15 protein-coding genes and 2 riboswitches are annotated in these 16,693 nt (G+C 67.3%); of the genes, 3 read left to right on the plus strand and 12 right to left on the minus strand.

The features are described from left to right. Positions 1 to 144: 144 nt before the first annotated feature. From ACX5I6_RS00740 to ACX5I6_RS00785, 10 genes are all read right to left on the minus strand, one after another. Entirely contained in the window at positions 145 to 3,177 is a 3,033-nt protein-coding gene (locus ACX5I6_RS00740; RefSeq protein ID WP_461839124.1) for an alpha-mannosidase, read from the minus strand. A gap of 98 nt (positions 3,178 to 3,275) precedes the next feature. Further along, a complete protein-coding gene (gene fdhD, locus ACX5I6_RS00745) occupies positions 3,276 to 4,160 on the minus strand; it encodes a formate dehydrogenase accessory sulfurtransferase FdhD (RefSeq protein WP_461839125.1) in 885 nt (294 codons plus the stop codon). Positions 4,161 to 4,210: 50 nt separating this feature from the next. Continuing rightward, complete coding sequence (locus ACX5I6_RS00750; protein ID WP_461839126.1) at positions 4,211 to 5,665, minus strand: molybdopterin molybdotransferase MoeA; 1,455 nt, start codon at positions 5,663 to 5,665, stop codon at positions 4,211 to 4,213. Then, entirely contained in the window at positions 5,662 to 5,958 is a 297-nt protein-coding gene (locus ACX5I6_RS00755; protein WP_461839127.1) for a DUF6457 domain-containing protein, read from the minus strand. Before ACX5I6_RS00755 ends, ACX5I6_RS00750 begins: the two co-directional genes overlap by 4 nt. Positions 5,959 to 6,142: 184 nt before the next feature. After that, positions 6,143 to 6,664, minus strand: coding sequence for an NTP transferase domain-containing protein (locus ACX5I6_RS00760; protein WP_461839128.1), 522 nt, complete (start codon positions 6,662 to 6,664; stop codon positions 6,143 to 6,145). A gap of 42 nt (positions 6,665 to 6,706) precedes the next feature. Continuing rightward, entirely contained in the window at positions 6,707 to 7,207 is a 501-nt protein-coding gene (locus ACX5I6_RS00765; RefSeq protein WP_018762155.1) for an HNH endonuclease, read from the minus strand. A gap of 267 nt (positions 7,208 to 7,474) precedes the next feature. Continuing rightward, positions 7,475 to 8,242: an NlpC/P60 family protein gene (locus tag ACX5I6_RS00770; protein WP_461839129.1), complete on the minus strand. Its 768-nt coding sequence runs from the start codon at positions 8,240 to 8,242 to the stop codon at positions 7,475 to 7,477. Positions 8,243 to 8,404: 162 nt separating this feature from the next. Then, positions 8,405 to 9,082, minus strand: a complete 678-nt coding sequence (locus ACX5I6_RS00775) for a C40 family peptidase (RefSeq protein ID WP_461841641.1) — start codon at positions 9,080 to 9,082, stop codon at positions 8,405 to 8,407. 70 nt (positions 9,083 to 9,152) lie between these two features. After that, a riboswitch (cyclic di-AMP (ydaO/yuaA leader) is annotated at positions 9,153 to 9,334 on the minus strand. A 128-nt stretch (positions 9,335 to 9,462) separates the two neighbouring features. Continuing rightward, a complete protein-coding gene (locus ACX5I6_RS00780; RefSeq protein ID WP_109863882.1) occupies positions 9,463 to 10,284 on the minus strand; it encodes a M23 family metallopeptidase in 822 nt (273 codons plus the stop codon). 12 nt (positions 10,285 to 10,296) lie between these two features. Continuing rightward, positions 10,297 to 10,527: riboswitch (cyclic di-AMP (ydaO/yuaA leader) on the minus strand. A 118-nt stretch (positions 10,528 to 10,645) separates the two neighbouring features. Next, a complete protein-coding gene (locus ACX5I6_RS00785) occupies positions 10,646 to 11,347 on the minus strand; it encodes a metal-dependent transcriptional regulator (protein ID WP_461839130.1) in 702 nt (233 codons plus the stop codon). Between the two features lie 270 nt (positions 11,348 to 11,617). Here ACX5I6_RS00785 and serC point away from each other — a divergent pair, with 270 nt between their 5' ends. Continuing rightward, complete coding sequence (gene serC / locus ACX5I6_RS00790) at positions 11,618 to 12,748, plus strand: phosphoserine transaminase (RefSeq protein ID WP_461839131.1); 1,131 nt, start codon at positions 11,618 to 11,620, stop codon at positions 12,746 to 12,748. Positions 12,749 to 12,821: 73 nt separating this feature from the next. On the opposite strand, the gene ACX5I6_RS00795 is transcribed toward serC, so the two are convergent. Together ACX5I6_RS00795 and ACX5I6_RS00800 are read right to left on the minus strand one after the other, a co-directional pair. After that, complete coding sequence (locus tag ACX5I6_RS00795) at positions 12,822 to 13,346, minus strand: DUF3027 domain-containing protein (protein ID WP_461839132.1); 525 nt, start codon at positions 13,344 to 13,346, stop codon at positions 12,822 to 12,824. A gap of 6 nt (positions 13,347 to 13,352) precedes the next feature. After that, entirely contained in the window at positions 13,353 to 13,736 is a 384-nt protein-coding gene (locus ACX5I6_RS00800) for a cold-shock protein (RefSeq protein WP_308932012.1), read from the minus strand. 223 nt (positions 13,737 to 13,959) lie between these two features. Here ACX5I6_RS00800 and ACX5I6_RS00805 point away from each other — a divergent pair, with 223 nt between their 5' ends. Together ACX5I6_RS00805 and ACX5I6_RS00810 are read left to right on the plus strand one after the other, a co-directional pair. Continuing rightward, positions 13,960 to 14,193 carry a hypothetical protein gene (locus ACX5I6_RS00805; protein WP_026264694.1) on the plus strand — a complete coding sequence of 78 codons (234 nt, stop codon included), beginning with the start codon at positions 13,960 to 13,962 and terminating at the stop codon, positions 14,191 to 14,193. A 10-nt stretch (positions 14,194 to 14,203) separates the two neighbouring features. Further along, entirely contained in the window at positions 14,204 to 16,681 is a 2,478-nt protein-coding gene (locus tag ACX5I6_RS00810; protein WP_461839133.1) for a helicase-associated domain-containing protein, read from the plus strand. The last annotated feature ends 12 nt before the right edge of the window (positions 16,682 to 16,693 follow it).

Here is a 16,693-nt window from a genome sequence, read left to right on the forward strand (position 1 = left end):
AGGCGCTTTTGAACGGGGATAAATTCTGAATCGCCGGGCCGTCCAACATGCCTTTGCACACATTGGGGGGATGAGTGGTGGCGGATCGTTGGGGACCGCCCCCACTCAGCCTGTTTAAGGGCTCTTTACCCGGCCTAGCAAGAGCTATTGCCGGGTGAAGCGCAGGGTGACCAGTTGGAACGGCCGCAGGCTGAGCCCGGCCCCGCTCCCGCCCGGAACAACTCCCGGCGCTTCGTCCGCCCGCTCCAGCAGGTCCGTGGCCACCACTCCATGGACCGGGAAGTTGGCGGTGATGCGCCCGGCTGAGCGCTGTCCCAAGGACTCGTAGAGCCGCACCACAACATCGCCGGAACCGTCCTGCGCAAATTTGACCGCTTCGACCACCAGCGCAGGATTGCTGACCGTGAACAGAGGCTGCACCGGCGCCGCACCGCGGACCAGCCGGGGTGCCAGGTTGGTCCGGTACCCTTCCTCGACGGCGTCCGCAATGCCGGCGCCCGGGCGGATGGACACGGTCAATTCGTGGCGGCCGCGATCGGCGTCGGGGTCGGGGAACTTGGGTGCGCGCAGCAGGGACAAACGCACCGTCGTAGTGGTTCCGCCGTCGCTTTCCCTGACGCTCCTGCCCACATCGTGGCCGTATGTGGAAGAGTTGGAAACAGCCACGCCATAGCCGGGTTCGCCAACATGGATCCACCGGTGGGCGCAGATTTCGAACTTCGCGGCCTCCCAGGAAGTGTTGGTGTGGGTGGGCCGGAAGACATGGCCGAACTGGGTTTCCGCTGCGGACCGATCGGCCCGCACATCCAGGGCGAAGCCCAGCTTGAGGAGCTTCTCCCGCTCCTGCCAGTCGACCGTGGTGGTAATTTCCAGGGACGGACTGCCGGGCGCCAGGGTGATGCGCTGCGTGAGCGGCGAGGTGCCTGCCACCCGGTCCACGACGACGACGGCTCGCGCCGCGTCCGTGGACAGCCGGACCGATTCCGCGTGCCGCAGCGGCGTGACGTTGCGCCGGTGGAATTCGTCGATGTCCCAGGCATCCCATTCATTGGGCGTGTCCCGGTGCAGTTCCAGCAGGTTGCCGCGCTGGCCGGGGGCGATGGCCTCGCGGCCGGTGGCGTGGTCGCGGAGGGAGACCAGCAGCCCGTCGGCGTCGACCACGGCTCGGATGATGCCGTTGTCCAGGATGCAGCAGTCGCCGTCCCGCGTGGCGCGGACGGCGTCCGTCGCGGCCACGGGCGTGGCTGCGGCGAGCGCCGGAACACCCTGCCGCGCGTGCGGAGCCGCATTGAGCAGGAACTCCTGATCGCCCGGACCCAGCATGGCTGATGCCGCCTGGCCAATGATTGCTTCGAGCGCGGTATCGATGGCCCGGTAGTTCCGCTCGGCATCCTGATGCACCCAGGCAATGGAGCTGCCCGGCAGGATGTCGTGGAACTGCTGCAGCAGCACCAAGTGCCAGAGCCGCCGGAGTTCAGCGGCGGGGTACTCGTAGTCGCCGCCGGTACGGACCGAAGCCGTGGCGCACCACAGCTCCGCCTCGCGCAGCAGGTGCTCACTGCGCCGGTTGCCTTTCTTGGTGCGCGCCTGGCTGGTGTAGGTGCCGCGGTGCAGTTCCAGGTACATCTCGCCCACCCAGACGGGCAGCCCCTGGTAGTCGTCCTCGGCCCGCCGGAAGAAGCTCTCCGCCGACCCGATCCGCACCTTGGGCGACCCTTCGAGGTCCCGAGTGCGGGCTGCGGCAGCCAGCATCTCCCGTGTGGGACCGCCGCCGCCGTCGCCGTAGCCAAACGGCACCAGGGACACGGTGCCGCGTCCGTGGTCCCGGTAGTTGCGTTCAGCGTGGGCCAGGTCGCGGCCGCTGAGGTCCGAGTTATACGTGTCCACCGGCGGGAAATGGGTGAACAGCCGGGTGCCGTCGATCCCCTCCCAGTTGAAGGTGTGGTGGGGCATCCTGTTGGTCTGGTTCCAGGAGATCTTCTGTGTGAGGAACCAGCGGCTGCCTGCCGCTTTGACGATCTGGGGAAGAGCAGCGCTGTACCCGAATGAGTCCGGCAGCCAGGCTTCCCTGCACTCGATACCGAACTCGGAAAGGAAGAAGCCCTTGCCCTCCACGAACTGCCGGGCCATCGCCTCACCGCCGGGCATATTGGTATCCGATTCCACCCACATGCCGCCGACCGGGACGAACTGGCCGGCGCGCACCTTCTCGCGGATCCGCCCGAACAATTCCGGGTAGTACTCCTTGATCCAGGCCAGCTGCTGTGCGGAGGAACAGGAGAAGACAAAGTCCGGGTTTTCATCCATCAGCGCCACTACGTTGGAGAACGTCCTGGCGCACTTTCGGATGGTTTCGCGGACGGGCCAGAGCCACGCCGAGTCGATGTGCGCATGGCCGGTGGCCACCAGCTGGTGGGCGGAGGCATACGCCGGCCGGCGCATGACCTCGGCGAGGGCCTCACGCCCTGCCGACGCTGTCCCGGCGACGTTGTCCGGGTCCATCACGTCCATCATGCGTTCCAGCGCCCTGAGGATCTCGTGGCGGCGCGGCAGCTCCAGCGGCAGCTGTTCCATCAGGCCGGACAGGGTCCAGAGGTCCTGCTGCAGTTCCCACACGCACTGGTTCAGCTCGGCGATGGCGATGGTACCGAGCCGGTACTGCGGCGCTGCGCCGGCTGTTGCCTTGTCGCCCAGCGGAGTGGCCGCAAAGGTCCAGCCCTGCGCCATGTCCGGGTTCGCGGCGGCCTCCACGTAAAAGTCCACGGCCATGCCGCTGCCCAGGAGCTTCAACGGGATGTACTGGTTGCGGGGCGAGATCGCCTTGATGATGGACCCGTCTGAACGCCAGGCGATTCCCTCGCACTGGAATCCGGGCGCCTCCGTGGTGAACCCGAGGTCAACCACCACCTCCAGGGTGGTGTCGGGGCCGCCGCCCCACGATTCCGGCACTTCCCCCTGAAGCCTCAGCCAGGTGGTGCCCCACGGCCTGCCCCAGGGCGCGCCGTGTTCCTGCGGCTGGAACTGTTGCCGCATCGCTTCGAGCGCCGGGACCGGTTCGCCGGGAACTTCCCAGCTGCTCAGGGCAAGCGGGACCGTCCTGCTGTAGATGGCCGGGGTGATGCGCTCTCGCACAAACCTTGCCAGGCGGACTTCCGTGATCCTGCGGTCGTCATGCAATATGGGTCCTCTTTAAGCTTGGAACTGGATCATGGTATCCATTCGATGGACAAATCTACCCGTTGGCTTCACGGCATCCAACCCCTCGAGCCGGGAGTTTACCCCTGGGTCCGCGGGACGGCGGCTTCCGGTCGCAGGATCCGGGTTTCACCGGAGTAGACGTTGAAGCTCGTGCCCCGGCTGAAGCCCGCCACGGTCAGCCCGTTGGCCTCGGCCAGCTCCACGGCAAGGCTCGACGGTGCGCTGACGGCGGCCAGGACGGGGATTCCGGCGAGGGATGCCTTCTGCACCAGTTCGAAGGACGCCCGCCCGGACACCTGCAGGACGGTGCCGGTCAGCGGCAGGAGGCCTTCGCGCAACGCCCACCCCACCACCTTGTCCACGGCGTTGTGCCGTCCCACGTCCTCGCGCAGGCACAGGAGTCGCGATTCGCCGTCGTCCCCAATCCTGAAGAGGCCCGCGGCGTGCACTCCGCCGGTATCGTCAAAGAGGCGCTGGGATTTCCGCAGCAGCCCGGGCAGCGACGCCAGGACTTCCGCATCGACTCTCAGCGGATCCGACTGCGGGCTGAAGTGCGAGGACTTTTGGACTGCATCAATGGAGTCGGTTCCGCAGATGCCGCAGGAGCTGGATGTGTAGACCTTCCGCCCGGTATCCGGAACCTTGACGTCGGGCCGCAGCTGGGCCTCCACCACGTTGAACGTCTGGACGCCGTCCTCGTCCTCGCCGGCACAGAATCGCAGTGATACCAGTTGCTCCGGAGCCCAGATGACGCCCTCGGACACCAGGAATCCGGCCACGAGGTCAAAGTCGTCCCCGGGGGTCCGCATGGTTACCGAGTAGGAAAGCCTGCCGAGCCGGATTTCCAGCGGCTCCTCCACCGCGAGGACGTCTTCGCGGTGGCGGACCGGGTACTCCAGGGCGCCGGGCGATCCATCCAGTACGTACTTGTGCACCTTTCGGCGCTGGGTTACGCGTCCCATGTTCCAGCCTGCCTCGTCATGACTCCATCATGGCACTTTCGGCGCCCGGCTCAGTCCAGCAGCGCGCTCCAGTCCACGGGGCCGCTGGGTGCGGGCTTGCCCTTGGGCTGCCCGGTCCGTCCAGCGGTTCGCGGCTTGGCCTTTGCCGCCGCGTCCGCGGGCGGCGGCATGGGCGGGCCCCAGGGCAGTGCGAAGGCCGGCACCGGCTCCCCCAGTTGCACGCCGTGCGGCGGTACCACCAGGACGCCGTCGGCGGCAGCCAGTCCCCGCATCATTCCGGGTCCTGTGTGCTGGGCCGGCGAGGCCATGCCGTACAGCAGCCGGAACGGCATCAGCCGGGTGCGCCCCGGGTCCGGTTCGATCATGGTGCCGCACGGCACCACCTGGACGGCGGGCATGGCGGCGTGGCCCAGCGCGGCGAGGAGCGGGGCGCCCACAGTGGACAGTGCCATCATGGCCGCGAGCGGGTTGCCCGGGAGGCCCAGGACAAAGCGGCCGTCCGGAAGTTCGGCAAGGACGGCGGGGTGCCCCGGACGCATGGCCACGCCGTCGATGACCAGCCGGCCGCCAAGTTCAGCCACGGCCCGCCGGAAGTGGTCGGTCCCCGAGCGCCCGGTTCCTCCGGTGGTGATGACGACGTCGGCCGGCAGGTCCGGCGCGTTCGGCACCTCCGGCACGACGTCTTCGAGCGCCGCCAGCCATTCCTCGTAGGAGTCGCCGACCCGCTGCTGACCGCCCGGTATACCACCAAGCATCGCTACGACGTCCTGCAACTGGGGCCCGAAGGTATCGCGCACCATGCCCGGCCCGGGGGTGCCTGAGTCCACCACCTCGGAGCCTGTCAGGACCAGGCGCACCACGGGCTTGCCCCTGACCTGGAGTTCATCGTGTCCGGCCAGTGCGGCCAGTGCCAGGTGTGCGGGGTTGAGGTCCACGCCGGCTTTGACCAGGACCTCCCCTTCCAGGGCTTCTTCGCCCGCTTTCCTGATGTGCTCACCGGCGCGTGGTTCCCCCGGGCGGGCCTTTCCGCCGGTCATCAGCAGCGGGAGTCCCTCGTCGTCCGTGGCTAAAACTGCATTCTCGGTCCTCAGGACCGCTTTGCCTCCAGCCGGGATCAGGCCTCCCGTGACGATGATGCTTGCCTGGTGCGGGGCAAGGCGGTTTCCGGGGTCCACCGGAATCCAGGGGCCGCTGCCGTTGACCGCCCAGCCGTCCATGGCTGAGGACGCATAGTGCGGCATGTCCTGGAGTGCCAGGATGTCCCGCTCGAGCCTGCGGCCGAGGGCCATGCGCAGCGGCACCGGCCCTGGCGGGATCGGGGTGGCAGCATCGAACGCAGCCTGCCGGGCTTCTTCCCAGGTGTGCGCCAGGTGGTGCCCGTGGCTGGTTTCGGTCTCCGGTTCCGTGGTCTCCGGTACAGGTGTTTCGGGCCCGGCGGTCCCCTGTGGCGCTTCGGGGTCGTCGGCGGGTGGGACCTCCGGCCAGTCGCGGGGTTCTGCCGTCATTCGCCGGGGGTCCCGGCGGCAGCTTCATTCTCGTAGTCGGCAGCCAGGGACCGTGCCACGGACATAGCCGCTTCCATGGACGCCGTGTCCATTTCCCTGCCCGGTGCGGCGGCCAGCCCCGCGGCGAAGCCTGCGATGAACGTGGTGAGTGGAGCAGCCGGCCGGACAACGGCGTGGGCCGCGACCCCGGCAAGGGACAGCACTGCGTTCACGTCCACCTGGACGTCCTCCAGCTTGTACGCCTGGAGCAGGGCCCTGCACCATTCCTCCAGCGTTTCGTCCTGGCTTTTCACGACTTGCCTCCCACGTTGGCTCCGCACGTTTTGGTCAAAGTCTGCACGCTGGCTCCCGGCGGTGATCCCCAGCGTGGCAGCATCACCCCACGTATCCACGTCGGCAGTGGACCCGGCCGGGACTGTGACAAGCTGCACGTCCAGATTAGCAAGGAGCGACCTCACGGAGCCGTTGACCAGGGCGTTACGGCGGGACAAATCGCCGCACGATCTTTAACTCATCAGTGTTATAAATGGCTGCCAGCGGCTGTTCCCTGCCGTCGGCCGAGCGGGCCACGGCGCCACGCCCATCGCCCGCTGCTTCCACCGCGTCCCGGAGCATCGCCACCGCCCGGGCTGCCAGCGGCATGTCGCACGCAAGAACCAAAGTGAAGGGCGCCGCTCCCCCACATTCGGCAAGGGCCGCGAGGCCGGCTGAAATCCCGGCGGCAGGACCGGCAAACTTCGGCTCCTCCCGGCATGACAGGACCCCTGGCGGCAGGGCCTGGGCGGCCCCGGCATCATCGGCAGCCCCGCCGGACGGAGGGCTGCCGGCGGAAACATCACCCACGACCACCGTATGGCGGGCACCGGCAGCGGCATCAAGTGTCCATTCCAGGAGGGTTTTTCCCCGCAGGACCAACGATTGCTTGGGCACGCCGCCCAGCCGTGATGACCGGCCGCCCGCCAGGATCAGGGCGTCAAAGATCAACGGGTCCGTTTGCACCCACCCAGCCTAGCGAACAGCAACCGGCCTGGAAGCCGCTTGTCAGGCAGCGCGCTCCGGAAGCAGGAACGGATCCCAGGCGGGGGTTGGCTTTTCCAGCTCCTTGATCTGCCAGATGGTTCCATGCGGCGGCTCCGGTACGAAGCGCAGCGTCCATCCCATCTCGCCGGGGGTATGGTCACCCTTGACGTTGTTGCACCGCAGGCAGGCAGCCACGAGATTCTCCCAGGAATCGGCCCCGCCCCGCGATTTTGGGTGGACGTGGTCGATTGTGTGCGCTGCCTTTCCGCAATACGCACACTTATGCCCGTCACGCCGAAGCACACCACGGCGGCTGACGGCCGTTGAATGGTTATACCGGGGGCGGATGTAGCGGTTGAGGAGGATCACGGACGGGCGGCCCAGGACGTCGGTGGGGCCCACCACGGGATCATCCCCCTCGGCCACCACGCTCGCCTTGCCGGTGAGCACAAGCACCAGCGCCCGGCGGAAGGTGATAACCGCCAGCGGTTCATATCCAGCATTCAGAACGAGAGTGCGCATGCACGTACCTCTTCACGGCCGCACCCGTCAGGGGCACGAGGGCCGGCTGCCCTCGGCATGTCCGGGCTATGGATCGACATCACAAGAGTAAACAGAGAAATGCAATATCAGGTAATCGGTACTCGCCGTGGCCGGCTCCCCCTCCCGGTGGCGGAAGCCTGGGTGCACGCAGAATGGCGCGACTTAAACGGAAAAGACCCCCGCCTCAATGGCAGGGGTCCTTCCGGGCAAATCTCAGGCGCCGCCGCGTGCGGCGGGCTGTAATGGTTACCGGACGTGGATGAAGACCGGTCCGGAGCCAACGTTGGCGCTGAACACAACGGTGTCATTGCCGTTGAAGCCACCGTGGACGGCCATCCCGTTTCCGGCGTAGACGGCAATGTGGGCCATTCCTCCACCACCGTCGGCGTAGTAGATCAGGTCGCCGGGCTGGGCCTGGGAAGCAGGCACCCTGTCACCCAGTGACAGGTAACCGGCGGGCCAGTCGTGGAAGTGGATGCCGACAGCAGCCAGTGCGTTGGTCACCAGCATGGTGCAGTCCTGGTGCACGCCGAGCTGGGCGTAGGCAGCGGAGAGGATGGCAGCACCCTTGCCGCTGGCGGAAACCTGGGCGGCGGGGGCAGCCGTGGCATCGGCAGTTGCAACCTTGGCGGTGACCTTGGGAGCGGCAACGGCCTGGGCAACGGGAGCCGGAGCGGCTTCCTGCACCGCAACCGCGGGCTCGGGAGCCGGAGCCGGAGTGGTGGTGACGGCGGGCTTCTCGAAGCTGATGGCAATGGTGGAAGCCGCCGAGATCGGAGCGTCGACGGCGGATTCAACTTCCATGGCGGAGGCCGGAGCGGAGTCGCGCTTGACGTTGGTGTCGGCAGCGTTGGCTGCGATGCCGCTGGTCAGGACCAGGCCGGAAGCTGCAGCGATTACTGCAGCCTGGCGGCCCATGCCGCCGGCGTTGTCGCTGACAGCCTTGGCAATGATTGCGATCGAGTTGGTTTTGGTGACCTCGGCGCGGTGCCGTGCGGTAGCACGAGTCGTCATCAGTTCTCTCTTTCGTTTTCCTCTGGACCGCGGTGGCCTGTCCGAGGGGGTTGGATGCGCCGGCATCTTGGGGGTACGCCGGCGCGTCCCGAACGGGGATGTTGGTTTCTAGCGAAAAAGCTTTGGGCAAAGAAATAGCCCTTGGAGCGTGGAGCCGAAGAACTACTTGTTCAGGTGGTAGTACGTGGAAGTACCGGTGGCTGCCGGCGAGTGGAGCATGGTTCCCTGCGACGGGTTGAGCGCGCTGATCATCATGCCGTTGCCGACGTAGATGCCGACATGTGCGCCGCCGTTCTGGACCACGAGGTCACCCGGCTGCGGGGTGGAGGTGGGGGTCATGATGCTCCACGCGTTCGTGCGGGGAATGCTGATGCCAGCCTGCGCGTAGACCCACTGGACGAATCCGGAGCAGTCCCAGCCGTTGGGGGTGGTGCCGCCCCATACGTAGGGGTGGCCGATGCCGGTGTAGGCGATCGCGGCGATGCCCGAGGTGGCTGCGGACGAAACGGCCTCCACTGCCTGTCCGGCCTTGGACGCCTCCTGGCCGGCAGCGGTGGCGGTGCGGTCCGCGGACGCGGTGGACTGGGTGCGCACGGCTTCCACCTTCGGGGCGGCGGTGGTCTTGACCGCCGGACGCTCGAAGGAAACGGTGGCCGTGGGGGCCGCGGTGACAGCAAGGGCGGTCTGCGCAGAACCGGACTCCGTGGAGGCCGAGATGCCGGCGGTGGTGTCCGCGGCGTTGGCCGGCAGGCCCATGCTCAGGATGAGGCCCGAAGCCGCTGCCACAACGGCAGCCTGGCGGCCCACGGTCCCGGCATTGGCACTCACGGCCTTGGACATGGCGTCCAAGGGGTTGGCGCGAACCGTTTGCGCACGGTGGCGCGCAGAATTATGGCGTGAAGACACGAAGGTAGCCTCTCCCAATGCCTGCGAGGTGAGCTGTCGGATTCGGATGGGAGTCACCCGGCCACTTCGCTTCCTGGGAAGCTCATGACTTAACCCCAAGGCCTTCCGGAATGCAGAAGGCCAAAATTGGTTCCCCCGCCCCTGCCAGACGATGAAATGCGAACGGACCTTGAGCGGTGGCAGAGTTAGGCAATCCACTCAAGAGCGTCAACTTCGGAAAAGTTGACGCGAGTTAGACGGTACAGCAGTTTTGCTTCAATGTCACATTCAGGTCACGGCGGGTCACCGGAATCTGAGAGTGCGCAATCATACGGTTACAGCCAGCCCATCGGATCGACCACTTCGCCGTTGACCTGGACTTCGAAGTGCAGGTGGCAGCCAGTGGACGCGCCGGTGGTCCCGCTCAGCGCCACGACTTCGCCGCGGGAGACCGTTTGGCCCACCTTGACGTTGAAGGACGAGAGGTGGTTGTACGTGGTCTCCAGGCCGTTGCCGTGGTCGATCACCACCCGGTTTCCACCGCCGAACTGGTGCCAGCCGGCGAAGGTCACGGTTCCTGTTGCGGCCGCCAGGACGGACGTCCCGCACTGTGCCACGAAGTCCTGTCCACGGTGGAAATCTCCGGTGCCGCCGGTAATCGGGCTGACCCGGTAGCCGAAGGGCGACGCGGTCACGAGGGAGGCCAGCGGCGCGGCCAGGGTCCCGGCGGATGCCGCACGCGTCACCGATCCGGCCGACTGGGCGCTCAGCAGTTGCTTCAGCTTCCCGTCGGGGTCCGCCTGCGTCACGACGGCTGAGCGGCTGAAGTCGATCTGGGCGCCTACATCCGCGGAAATCTGGGGCTGGGGGCTGACTGCGGAGGCGGCCTGGGGTGCAATGCCAGCCGCATCCGTCGCCATGACGGGGCTGGTGGCGGGCATGGTCACCGTGAGCACCAGGCCGGTGGCGGCGAGGGCGATGCCGGCCTTTTGGCCGATGCCGCTGGCCGCGGCAAAGTCGGTGATTTGCCGGAAGGGACCCCGGCGCCGGCGTGCATCCCGCTGCGGGTCGCGGGGGCGCTCCGCAGCGGCTACTTCGACAACCCGGGGTGCCTCAGGGGGGCCCGCCGCGCGACGGCGGCCCCGGGAGGTCTGCATGGTCAAGAAGGGTTCCTCTCTGGAATAGCCTGCGGAGTTAGCTGTCGGATTCGGGTCAGAGAGATCAAAGACCCGGTCCGTCATGGGCAAACTTCCACACAGGGGTATTCCCGGAAGAATCCTTCACTGGAGAGGCTTGCTGCTGACGGACTTCACCCCAAGGCAGTCCCCCGCTGCCGGTTGTGGTTCCCCCGCCTCTGCCAGTAACGACTCGTACACCTGGCCCGCTGGCAGAGCTCGGCTCCGGATCAGGTAACGCTTAAGTATCAACGCTGCGTTCCACTATAAGGGCTTAAGACCCTAGGTAACAATTCCGTTATCTTTGCGTGGAATCCCTTGGGTGGGGTATGGGAAGGCGGCGTCAGGCCTGGTTCACGGCGACGAAAACGTGCGCCGCCACCTCGGGAGGCAGCTCCAGCGCGCCCTCGATTCCTGCCACCCGTACCGAAATGTAGTCACCGACGCGTTCAAGGGAGACAGACGCACCGGGCCGGATACCGCCCTCGTCGAGCTGGGTCAGCAGTTCGGGCTCCACCTGGATCGGTTCCGCCAGCCGGCTGATGGTCACGGCAGATTCAGGTCCGTAGGCCTTCATTGCCTCCACCAGGCTCATGGCGCCATCGCCGAACCCGGGCCCGGGCTGGCCGCCCAGCGCGGCAAGGCCGGGGATGGGATTTCCGTAGGGCGACTCCGTAGGGTGGTCCAGCATCTCGTAGATGCGGCGCTCCACCCGTTCGCTCATGACGTGTTCCCAGCGGCAGGCTTCGTCATGGACATAAGCCCAGTCCAGTCCAATCACGTCCGCCAGCAGGCGCTCGGCCAGCCGGTGCTTCCGCATGACCTCAGTGGCACGCTTGCGGCCGGTGTCGGTCAGTTCCAGGTGCCGGTCACCGGAGACGACAACCAGGCCATCACGCTCCATCCGGCCGATGGTCTGGGAAACGGTGGGTCCCGAGTGGCGCAGGCGTTCGGCGATACGGGCCCGGAGGGCAACGATGTTCTCTTCCTCAAGCTCCAGGATGGTCCTGAGGTACATCTCCGTAGTGTCGATCAGATCCGTCATCCAGCTCAGCTCCTCGAGCGCAGTACCTTACGTTGTCCCACCGTATCGCCTCTTCCCGCGACGTAGTCCGGGAAGAGTTTAGCCTATTTTGATTTAGTCCGAATAGGGGCCACGGCCTGCTGCGTCTCATTGGCTGGACATTGGCGCCGCCCGCTCCCGCCACCCTGCGCGCTTCAGGCAGAATTGGGGGAGGTTTGCACTGCAGCCATGGCCGGCTCCCGGCCACCACCACCCGAACCACAGCTTTCGTCCCCGCCGAATGGAGCACCTGTGAGCGACACCAGCATCACGATTCCCGCCAACCTCCTGCCCCAGGACGGGCGGTTCGGGGCCGGCCCCTCGAAGGTCCGGCCGGAACAGATCGATGCCCTGTCCGCCGCGTCGAAGACTATCCTCGGCACATCCCACCGGCAGGCCCCCGTCAAGAACCTGGTGGGCTCCGTCCGCGAAGGACTCAGCCAGTTCTTCCGAGCCCCCGAGGGCTACGAGGTGGTGCTCGGCGTGGGCGGCTCCACCGCGTTCTGGGACATCGCCAGCTTCGGCCTCGTGTCCAGGAAGGCACAGCACCTGTCCTTCGGGGAGTTTGGCTCCAAGTTTGCTTCCGCCACCAACAAAGCGCCGTTCCTGGAAGCGTCCTCGATCATCAAGTCCGAGCCGGGCACCCGACCTGCAGCACAGGCGGAGGCCGGCGTGGACGTCTATGCGTGGCCGCAGAATGAGACCTCCACGGGCGTCGCCGCCCCGGTCAAGCGGGTGCCGGGCGCCGACAAGGATGCCTTGGTCCTGGTGGACGCTACCTCCGCTGCCGGCGGCCTGGACGTCGACGTCGCCGAAAGCGACGTCTACTACTTCGCCCCGCAAAAGAATTTCGCTTCCGACGGCGGCCTCTGGCTCGGCCTGTTCTCCCCGGCCGCCCTGGAGCGCGCTGCCGCCATCAAGGCAAGCGGCCGCTGGATCCCGGACTTCCTGGACCTCCAGACCGCCATCGACAATTCACGGCTGAACCAGACGTACAACACCCCGTCGCTGTCCACCCTGGTAACCCTTGACGCCCAGGTCCAGTGGCTGAACGCCAACGGCGGCCTGGACTTCGCCTCTGCCCGCACCGCGGATTCCGCCGGCCGCATTTACAGCTGGGCTGACGCCTCGGAGTTCGCCACCCCGTTCGTGGCCAACCCGGAGGAGCGCTCCAACGTCATCGCCACCATCGACTTTGACGAGTCGGTGGACGCCGCAACGGTGGCGAAGGTCCTGCGCGCCAACGGCATCGTGGACACCGAGCCCTACCGGAAGCTGGGCCGCAACCAGCTGCGCATCGCCACCTTCGTGGCCATCGAGCCCAGCGACGTGTCGGCACTGCTGTCCAGCATCGACTATGTGGTGGGCGAGCTCCGCAAGTAGTCCAGGCACACACGAAAGGCGCCGCCCGGGAATTCCCGGGCGGCGCCTTTCGTGTGTGGCGGGAACTCCGCGCCTAGTCTTCAGGTTCCGCGTCGCCGGCGGCAGGCTCCGCCCTGTCGTCGGCAGCTTCTTCATCCCCGGACCCCTGCTCCGCTGCGGGCGCCTCGTCCCGGCGGGCTTGTTCGGGTTCCTGCTGCTGCTCGTCCTCGGGGCGCACGCGTTCGGCCCACGGCACCCATTCCGGGGCGAGGATCGAATCTTCAGACGGCAGCAGGCCCAGCTCATCGACAGTTACCACCTTGGAACGGGAGTTGCGGGTCAGCACCGCGTACCACTGCCAGCCGCCGTAGCCGGCCAAGCGGGACTCGAACAAGTGCGTGACCAGCCGGTCGCCCTCGCTCTTGGCACCAAGGTGCGGCCCGATGGTGGCGGGGGGCGTGATGCCCTCAACCGCGGCCCGTGCAACATCGACAGCGGCCGCCAGGAACGCGTCAGGCTTGCCCGTCCGCCATACCGGAACCCCGGCCTTGCGCTTTGGCGCAGCCTTGGCAGCCTGCTCCTGTGGAGCCATGCCCGGTTGTTCAGCTTGGGGGTTCATCGGCGCCTAGACGTCCAGCTCGTCGGCAACCTTGCGCAGGGCGGCCGCGATTGCCTTGCCCTTGTTGCCGTCCGGGTACTTGCCCTTGGACAGCGTCCCGGAGAGGTTGTCCAGGACGGAAACCAGGTCCTGCACCAGCGGCGCGAGGTCCTTGGCGCTGGGACGTTTTGCTTTGGCAATGGACGGAGTCTTGTCCAGCACCCGCAGGCCCAGTGCCTGGGCGCCCTTGCGGCCGTCCGCGACGCCGAACTCCACGCGGGTGCCGGCTTTGAGCTCCGTTACACCCTCGGGCAGCGACGACTTGGGCAGGAAGACCTCCTGGCCGTCCTCGCCCGCGAGGAACCCAAAGCCCTTGTCCTTGTCATACCACTTGACCTTGCCGGTAGGCACGTAATCAACCTTCTTCGTTCTGCTGTCATGAGACACGGCCAGGTGCCACCGCGTCCGCATTGTTGTGCGGGTTCAAGGTATGGCCCCTGCAAACCGTGTTGGTCTGTATGCTTCAAGGTTATCCTGCCGCATGCCCTAATCATGCTTCCGGCCGTACTGTTCCGCCCCGGGCGCCAGCCCCGGGCTTTAGCGGCACGTCGGACGCCGCTGTAGCGTTACCCCCATGACACCCTTGCGTTTCCGCCGGCCCCTGATGGTGCTCGCAGCTGTTATTGCCCTCCTTTCCCTGGTAGCGGTGGGAACGGTCATGGCGCTTGCCTTCGCAGGGTCCGTCGCTCCCACCTGGGTCACGTACTCGGCGCTGTACGGCCTCCCGGTGGCCTTCATCCTGATGCTCCTGCTGGTCCTCGATGGCGTGGCCGCCCGGCGGCGGGCGGGAAGGCGGGAGCCGCGGTAACGTTGGACTGATGTCCCTCATTCGTGCGCTCGGCAAGGACCTGGAGGCACGCAGCGACGACTCGTTGCGGGCACTGTTCGCCGCGCGGCCGGACCTGATCTCCCCCGCCGTGCCGGACTTCGCGGCACTCGCGGCGCGGGCGAGCTCGCGCGTCAGCGTCCAGCGCGCCCTTGAACGGCTCAACCGGCCCCAGATGCAGGTGCTCGAAACCCTGCATCTGTGCACCAACACCGACACCGGCCACAGCGCGTCCGCGGAAAGCCTGCAAAAACTGATCCGGGGTTCGTCCCTGGCCACCGTCCAGCAGATCCTTGACACCCTGCAGGAACTTGCCCTGGTGCACCCGGCCCCACCACCGCACGGCGCCCCGCCCGCAACATCCGGACATGCCTTCTACCTCCCGGCGGGCGCCCTCAAGGACGTGGTGGGAATCTACCCCGCCGGACTGGGCCGCAGCTACACGGAACTGGTGCGCCTCCAGCCGGCGTTCGCCCAACGGGCAGTACCGCTGGTTGCGGAGTTGCACCGCAGCGGCTTCGCCGTCCAGGATGCCACGACACCCATGGAAGCGGCACTGGCCCTCCAGCACTGGACATCATCTCCGGAGGCGCTGCGGGACATCCTCGCCGCAGCCCCGGAGCGGACGACGGCGCTCCTCGCCAGGTTCCGGAACTGGGCCATGGGTGCCGTCCCCCAGGCGCAACGGAAGGCCTCGGTCCTGACGGAACCGGCCGATGTCGGCCCGGTGGACTGGCTCCTTGCCCGCGGCCTGCTGGTCCCGCTCGACGCCGCGCACGTCGAATTGCCGCACAGCGTGGGGCTGGCTCTCCGCGGCGGTGCCATCATCGACGACTTCACCCTTGCGCCCCCTGTCCCCGAACTCGGCCGCACCACCGCAGCACTGCGAAGGAACGCGGCCCTGAGCGCGATTTCGGAGACCCTGCGGCTTGTCTCCGAACTGCTGCATGCCGTCCGGGACCAGCCGCTGGCCACTCTGCGCAGCGGCGGGGTGGGGGTACGCGAAATGCGCCGCCTCTCCGAACAGCTGCGGATCGACCAGGGCGCGGTGGGGCGGCTTCTGGAACTGTGTGGCCTGGCCGGCCTGATCCGCCTCGACGTCGACTCTTCGTGCTGGGTGCAGCCGCCCCAGCTCGAGTGGCTCCTCCTGCCGAGGCAGGAACAATGGCTGTGGCTGGTCAACGCCTGGCTGGCCAGCGAGCGCGTCCCCTCAATGGTGGGCCAACCAGTGAGTACATCGCCCGGCACACCTGCTGCCCGGTCCGCGTCGGGTACCACCATCGCCGCATTGTCCGCCGGAGCACAGCGGCCCGATGCCCCGGTGGTCCGTAAACGCATCCTGGAAATCCTGCATGAACTCACGTGCGAGGCATCAGCCCCGGACGGCGCTGCCCCGGTACTCGATGCCGCCGCGGTCCTCCAGCGGGCGGAATGGTCACAGCCGCGGATGGCCAGGCGGTTCAGTTCCCTGATCCGCGGCGTCCTGGCAGAGGCCGAACTGCTGGGCCTCGTGGGATCCGGGGCGCTGAGCCAGCTGGGAAGCGCTTTCGCCGAAGACAATCCCGACGCCGCCCTGGCCATCCTTGGCGAGCACCTCCCGGCAGCGCTGAACCATGTGCTGCTTCAGGCGGACCTTACCGCCGTCGCGCCGGGCTACCTGGCCCCCGCACTCACGGAAAAACTGCTGGCCATGGCCGATGCCGAAGGGCAGGGACCTGCCACCATCTACCGGTTCTCCGCCGAGTCCATCAAACGGGCGCTCGACGGCGGCTACGACGCCCCCGCCCTGCTGCGCTTCCTGCGTGAGCACTCGGCCACCGCAGTGCCGCAACCGTTGGAGTACCTGGTGGAGGACACCGCCTCCCGGCACGGCAGGCTGCGGGTAGGGCAGGCCGCGAGCTTCATCCAGAGCGACGACGAGGCAATGCTCGCCGGGCTGCTGACCGGCCCGAAAGCGGCGCAGCTTGGGCTGGTCCGGCTTGCCCCCACCGTCGTGGCGTCCTCGGCCCCGCAACGCGACGTTGCCGCCGCGCTCCACAGCCTGGGCCTCTCCCCCTCGGTGGACGGCGCCGAACCCGCCGGCCACCTTCGCCGCGCTGCCTCCCCGCAGGAAAGCCTCCGCCCTGTCTATACCGCTCCGCGGCTGGCACCTGCGGCGGAGGACGTGGATGCCCAGCTGCACCTGCTGCGGCAGGCGCGTGACGCCGTCGGACACTCCCCGGGACCTGCCGCGGGCAGCGAAGCCGCCACGCAGCTGGGGCTGGAGGCGCTGCAGCGGGCCATCCGGCTGAAGCAGCGGATCCACATGAACGTGGTGGACAGCTTGGGGAATGCCAGCGTGGAAGTGGTTGTTCCGCTGTCTGTCAGCGGAGGACGGGTCCGGGTGTTCGATCCCGCCAAGGAAACTGAACGGGTGTTGTCCGTCCACCGCATTATCGATATCGAAGCCGCCGAGGAACTGCGGCAGTAAAGGACTTCCCCG

This window comes from Arthrobacter sp. MMS24-T111 (assembly GCF_054888995.1).

Coding starts and splice junctions, on each gene's coding strand:
- fdhD (WP_461839125.1), bottom strand. CDS start 4,160: ATGGGACGCGTAACCCAGCGCCGAAAGGTGCACAAGTACGTACTGGAT.
- ACX5I6_RS00750 (WP_461839126.1), bottom strand. CDS start 5,665: ATGACGGCAGAACCCCGCGACTGGCCGGAGGTCCCACCCGCCGACGAC.
- ACX5I6_RS00765 (WP_018762155.1), bottom strand. CDS start 7,207: ATGCGCACTCTCGTTCTGAATGCTGGATATGAACCGCTGGCGGTTATC.
- ACX5I6_RS00770 (WP_461839129.1), bottom strand. CDS start 8,242: ATGACGACTCGTGCTACCGCACGGCACCGCGCCGAGGTCACCAAAACC.
- ACX5I6_RS00775 (WP_461841641.1), bottom strand. CDS start 9,082: ATGTCCAAGGCCGTGAGTGCCAATGCCGGGACCGTGGGCCGCCAGGCT.
- ACX5I6_RS00780 (WP_109863882.1), bottom strand. CDS start 10,284: ATGCAGACCTCCCGGGGCCGCCGTCGCGCGGCGGGCCCCCCTGAGGCA.
- ACX5I6_RS00785 (WP_461839130.1), bottom strand. CDS start 11,347: ATGACGGATCTGATCGACACTACGGAGATGTACCTCAGGACCATCCTG.
- ACX5I6_RS00795 (WP_461839132.1), bottom strand. CDS start 13,346: ATGAACCCCCAAGCTGAACAACCGGGCATGGCTCCACAGGAGCAGGCT.
- ACX5I6_RS00805 (WP_026264694.1), top strand. CDS start 13,960: ATGACACCCTTGCGTTTCCGCCGGCCCCTGATGGTGCTCGCAGCTGTT.
- ACX5I6_RS00810 (WP_461839133.1), top strand. CDS start 14,204: ATGTCCCTCATTCGTGCGCTCGGCAAGGACCTGGAGGCACGCAGCGAC.